At 49.5% G+C, this 5,256-nt stretch carries 2 tRNA genes and 3 rRNA genes; all 5 read right to left on the reverse strand.

The annotated features are described in order from the left end of the window. Positions 1-8: 8 nt before the first annotated feature. The 5 genes from rrf to ACT3SX_RS13790 all read right to left on the reverse strand — a co-directional run bounded on the left by rrf (position 9) and on the right by ACT3SX_RS13790 (position 5,251). Positions 9-123, reverse strand: a 5S ribosomal RNA gene (gene rrf, locus ACT3SX_RS13770). 164 nt (positions 124-287) lie between these two features. After that, positions 288-3,143 (reverse strand): 23S ribosomal RNA (locus tag ACT3SX_RS13775). Between the two features lie 318 nt (positions 3,144-3,461). Beyond that, positions 3,462-3,537 (reverse strand) — tRNA-Ala (locus tag ACT3SX_RS13780). Positions 3,538-3,546: 9 nt separating this feature from the next. Then, a tRNA-Ile gene (locus ACT3SX_RS13785) sits at positions 3,547-3,623 on the reverse strand. An 89-nt stretch (positions 3,624-3,712) separates the two neighbouring features. Continuing rightward, positions 3,713-5,251 (reverse strand): 16S ribosomal RNA (locus ACT3SX_RS13790). The 16S, 23S and 5S rRNA genes sit together here with 2 tRNA genes alongside, the layout of an rRNA operon. Positions 5,252-5,256: the final 5 nt, after the last annotated feature.

The raw sequence follows: 5,256 nt of genomic DNA on the forward strand, positions 1-5,256 counted from the left end.
GAATAGAGAGCTGACGATGACCTACTCTCACATGGGCGAACCCACACTACCATTGGCGCGATGATGTTTCACTTCTGAGTTCGGGAAGGGATCAGGTGGTGCCATCATGCTATTGTCGTCAGCAAAGGGGGTTAGATATGAGTCTGTTATTTTTATTGTTTGACTATAAATGTTTAGTTTATGGTCGATCAACTTGTAACCTAACTGAATCAAGGTTAAAGGTGATATCGAAATGTTCTGTCTGTGACAGATTAATTAGACTTGTATACAAACCACTTGGGTGTTGTATGGTCAAGCCAAACGAGCAATTAGTACAGGTTAGCTACACGCATCACTGCGCTTCCACACCCTGCCTATCAACGTCCTAGTCTTGAACGGCTCTTTAGGGAAATCTAATCTTGAGGTGGGCTTCCCGCTTAGATGCTTTCAGCGGTTATCCCATCCGAACGTAGCTACCGGGCAATGCCATTGGCATGACAACCCGAACACCAGTGGTTCGTCCACTCTGGTCCTCTCGTACTAGGAGCAGATCCTCTCAAATTTCCAACGCCCACGGTAGATAGGGACCGAACTGTCTCACGACGTTCTAAACCCAGCTCGCGTACCTCTTTAAATGGCGAACAGCCATACCCTTAGGACCTGCTTCAGCCCTAGGATGAGATGAGCCGACATCGAGGTGCCAAACACCGCCGTCGATATGAACTCTTGGGCGGTATCAGCCTGTTATCCCCAGAGTACCTTTTATCCGTTGAGCGATGGCCCTTCCATACAGAACCACCGGATCACTAAGACCTACTTTCGTACCTGCTCGACTTGTGGGTCTCGCAGTTAAGCGCGCTTTTGCCTTTATACTCTACGACCGATTTCCGACCGGTCTGAGCGCACCTTCGTACTCCTCCGTTACTCTTTAGGAGGAGACCGCCCCAGTCAAACTACCCACCATACATTGTCCTCGGTATTGTTATACCTGAGTTAGAACCCCAACATGACCAGGGTGGTATTTCAAGATTGGCTCCACCAAGACTAGCGTCTCGGTTTCAAAGCCTCCCACCTATCCTGCACAAGTCAGGTCAAAGTTCAATGTAAAGCTGTAGTAAAGGTTCACGGGGTCTTTCCGTCTAGCCGCGGGTACACAGCATCTTCACTGCGATTTCGATTTCACTGAGTCTCTGCTGGAGACAGCGCTGCCATCATTATGTCATTCGTGCAGGTCGGAACTTACCCGACAAGGAATTTCGCTACCTTAGGACCGTTATAGTTACGGCCGCCGTTTACTGGGGCTTCGATCAAGAGCTTCGCTTACGCTAACCCCATCAATTAACCTTCCAGCACCGGGCAGACATCACACCCTATACGTCCACTTTCGTGTTTGCAGAGTGCTGTGTTTTTAATAAACAGTTGCAGCAGCCTGGTATCTGCGACTGCCAACAGCTCAAGGAGCAAGTCCTATCACCATCAACAGCGTACCTTCTCCCGAAGTTACGGTACCATTTTGCCTAGTTCCTTCAGCAGAGTTCTCTCAAGCGCCTTGGTATTCTCTACCTGATCACCTGTGTCGGTTTAGGGTACGATTCGTTTATAACTATTGCTTAGAAGCTTTTCCTGGAAGCATGGTATTTGCCACTTCGTCTTACAAGTAAGACTTGCTATAAGATCTCGGTATAGAATAGCCCGGATTTACCTAAGCTATAAACCTACATCCTTTCACCTGGACAACCAACGCCAGGCTGACATAACCTTCTCCGTCCCTCCATCGCATTATAAACAAGTATCGGAATATTAACCGATTTCCCATCGACTACGCCTTTCGGCCTCGCCTTAGGGGTCGACTCACCCAGCCCCGATTAACGTTGGACTGGAACCCTTGATCTTCCGGCGTGCGAGCTTTTCACTCGCATTATCGTTACTCACGTCAGCATTCGCTCTTGTGATACCTCCAGCATGCTTTACAACACACCTTCACAGGCTTACACAACGCTCCCCTACCACTTGAAAACAAATTCAAATCCGCAGCTTCGGCTCCTAGTTTGAGCCCCGTTACATCTTCCGCGCGGGCCGACTCGACTAGTGAGCTATTACGCTTTCTTTAAAGGATGGCTGCTTCTAAGCCAACCTCCTAGCTGTCTATGCCTTCCCACCTCGTTTCCCACTTAACTAGGAATTTGGGGCCTTAGCTGGCGGTCTGGGTTGTTTCCCTCTCCACGATGGACGTTAGCACCCACCGTGTGTCTCCCGGATATCACTCATCGGTATTCGGAGTTTGCATCGGTTTGGTAAGTCGGTATGACCCCCTAGCCGAAACAGTGCTCTACCCCCAATGGTGTTCGTCCGAGGCGCTACCTAAATAGCTTTCGGGGAGAACCAGCTATCACCGAGTTTGATTAGCCTTTCACCCCTATCCACAAGTCATCCCCTGGCTTTTCAACGACAGTGGGTTCGGTCCTCCGGTGCCTGTTACGGCACTTTCAACCTGCTCATGGATAGATCACTCGGTTTCGGGTCTATACCCTGCAACTAGACGCCCTATTAAGACTCGGTTTCCCTACGGCTCCCCTAAATGGTTAACCTTGCTACAGAATATAAGTCGCTGACCCATTATACAAAAGGTACGCGGTCACCACGCAAGGTGGCTCCCACTGCTTGTACGCACACGGTTTCAGGTTCTATTTCACTCCCCTCACAGGGGTTCTTTTCGCCTTTCCCTCACGGTACTGGTTCACTATCGGTCAGTCAGGAGTATTTAGCCTTGGAGGATGGTCCCCCCATCTTCAAACAGGATTTCTCGTGCCCCGCTCTACTTAATATGTTAACGCTAATGTTTCGAATACAGGACTATCACCTACTACGGTCAGCTTTCCCACGCTGTTCTTCTACATTAGCACTAATCGGCTTCTCCCCGTTCGCTCGCCGCTACTAGGGGAATCTCAATTGATGTCTCTTCCTAAGGGTACTGAGATGTTTCACTTCCCCTCGTTTGCTTCCTAATAAATTAGGATACCTAGCTTATGCTAGGTGGGTTTCCCCATTCAGAAATCTCCGGATCACAGGATATTGCCGCCTCCCCGAAGCTTATCGCAGGCTGTCACGTCTTTCATCGCCTCTGACTGCCAAGGCATCCACCATGTGCGCTTCATTACTTGACCATACAACCCCAAGTAGTCTTACGACTTCAAAGTGTCATACAATCTAATTATGATAACGATATCACCTATGTTTATACGCTTGATTCAGTTCTCTTTACTTTTTTAGTAACCAACCCCTGGGATAACAACTGATGTCGTTAAGAGGTCGATTACTAAGGTTAAGAAGTGCGCGTGAACACGCGCTTCTTAACCCAGACTCATATCTATGTTTTTAAATAGTTCCTATACTCTCGTCGAGTCATAAGTTCTGTATAAAACAGAAGTAAATAATCATGTCCGATTACTTAATTCTGTTTATTCTATTTCGTATTTATTATATGGTGGAGCCAAACGGAGTCGAACCGTTGACCTCCTGCGTGCAAGGCAGGCGCTCTACCAACTGAGCTATGGCCCCGTAAAATAATGGTAGGCCTGGGCAGACTTGAACTGCCGACCCCCGCGTTATCAACACGGTGCTCTAACCAGCTGAGCTACAGGCCTTTGTATGCCTACAAAGGCAAAAGCTAATAAATACTAGCTTAAACTAAAGAACAACTTGTTGTGAATTCTTGCTGACCGAATGTCATCTATAAGGAGGTGATCCAGCCGCAGGTTCCCCTACGGCTACCTTGTTACGACTTCACCCCAGTCATCAACCACACCGTGGTGATCGCCTCCCCGAAGGTTAGGCTAACCACTTCTGGTGCAATCAACTCCCATGGTGTGACGGGCGGTGTGTACAAGGCCCGGGAACGTATTCACCGCGGCATTCTGATCCGCGATTACTAGCGATTCCTACTTCATGGAGTCGAGTTGCAGACTCCAATCTGGACTACGATAGGCTTTTTGAGATTCGCATCACATCGCTGTGTAGCTGCCCTCTGTACCTACCATTGTAGCACGTGTGTAGCCCTGGTCGTAAGGGCCATGATGACTTGACGTCGTCCCCGCCTTCCTCCAGTTTGTCACTGGCAGTATCCTTAGAGTTCCCGGCTTAACCCGCTGGTAACTAAGGACAAGGGTTGCGCTCGTTGCGGGACTTAACCCAACATCTCACGACACGAGCTGACGACAGCCATGCAGCACCTGTATTCTAATTCCCGAAGGCACTCCCGCATCTCTGCAGGATTCTAGATATGTCAAGACCAGGTAAGGTTCTTCGCGTTGCATCGAATTAAACCACATGCTCCACCGCTTGTGCGGGCCCCCGTCAATTCATTTGAGTTTTAACCTTGCGGCCGTACTCCCCAGGCGGTCTACTTATTGCGTTAGCTGCGTCACTAAGTCCTCAAGGGACCCAACGACTAGTAGACATCGTTTACGGCGTGGACTACCAGGGTATCTAATCCTGTTTGCTACCCACGCTTTCGAGCCTCAGTGTCAGTATGATGCCAGGAAGCTGCCTTCGCCATCGGTATTCCTTCAGATCTCTACGCATTTCACCGCTACACCTGAAATTCTACTTCCCTCTCACCTACTCTAGCTTAACAGTATCAGATGCAGTTCCCAGGTTAAGCCCGGGGATTTCACATCTGACTTATCAAGCCACCTACGCTCGCTTTACGCCCAGTAATTCCGATTAACGCTTGCACCCTCTGTATTACCGCGGCTGCTGGCACAGAGTTAGCCGGTGCTTATTCTGCAGCTAATGTCATCGTCCGTGGGTATTAACCACGGAGTCTTCTTCACTGCTTAAAGTGCTTTACAACCAAAAGGCCTTCTTCACACACGCGGCATGGCTGGATCAGGGTTTCCCCCATTGTCCAATATTCCCCACTGCTGCCTCCCGTAGGAGTCCGGGCCGTGTCTCAGTCCCGGTGTGGCTGATCATCCTCTCAGACCAGCTACAGATCGTCGCCATGGTAGGCCTTTACCCCACCATCTAGCTAATCCGACTTAGGCTCATCTAATAGCGAGAGCAGTAAACTGCCCCCTTTCTCCCGTAGGTCGTATGCGGTATTAATTCGAGTTTCCCCGAGCTATCCCCCACTACTAGGTAGATTCCTAAGTGTTACTCACCCGTCCGCCGCTCGACGCCTGATAGCAAGCTATCATCGTTTCCGCTCGACTTGCATGTGTTAAGCCTGCCGCCAGCGTTCAATCTGAGCCATGATCAAACTCTTCAGTTTAATCT

Origin of the sequence: Psychrobacter sp. AOP31-B2-9 (assembly GCF_052378005.1) — a bacterium.
In the GTDB taxonomy this organism is placed as follows: domain Bacteria; phylum Pseudomonadota; class Gammaproteobacteria; order Pseudomonadales; family Moraxellaceae; genus Psychrobacter.